Raw genomic sequence first — 525 nt, forward strand, 5'->3', positions numbered from 1 at the left:
TCCAATACCCACGGGCCAATCCTTCCCCTGCAATACATAACTCACCCGGTACGCCGACGGGCTGCAATTCTCCATTCACATTCATGATATAGATTTGGGTATTTGCGATAGGACGTCCGATATTAATGTGCTCCGCATGGGTCAGTTCCTGTACGGTCGACCAAACTGTCGTTTCTGTAGGTCCGTACATGTTATAAATGCGAGGACCGTTTATTTCTTGCAGTGCTACGAGCAGCTTGGACGGAAGGGCTTCACCCCCGACCATAATAGCCTTCACGCTTTGCAGTGTGCGGGAACCTGCTTCATGACCTAGCAGCATTTGCAATCGGGATGGGGTCATTTGCAACATCTCAATCGAATGTTGAGTAATCAACTCACCCAGTGCCTGCGGATTCACCTGATGCTGGCTGTCGCCAAGCACCACCGTCATTCCACCCAACAGGGGCAGGATGGTTTCCAAGACGAAAATATCAAATGAAATAGTCGTCAGTGACAAAATGGTTTGGCTCGCTTCAAAGTCAATGA

Annotated in this window: 1 protein-coding gene; it reads right to left on the bottom strand. The window is 49.3% G+C overall.

The genetic code is table 11. From position 1 onward, the window contains the following. On the bottom strand, positions 1-525 hold a 525-nt coding region (locus ACUYLD_RS25465; protein WP_446676226.1), incomplete at both ends, for an AMP-binding protein.

The organism is Paenibacillus sp. SER-28 (assembly GCF_052906305.1).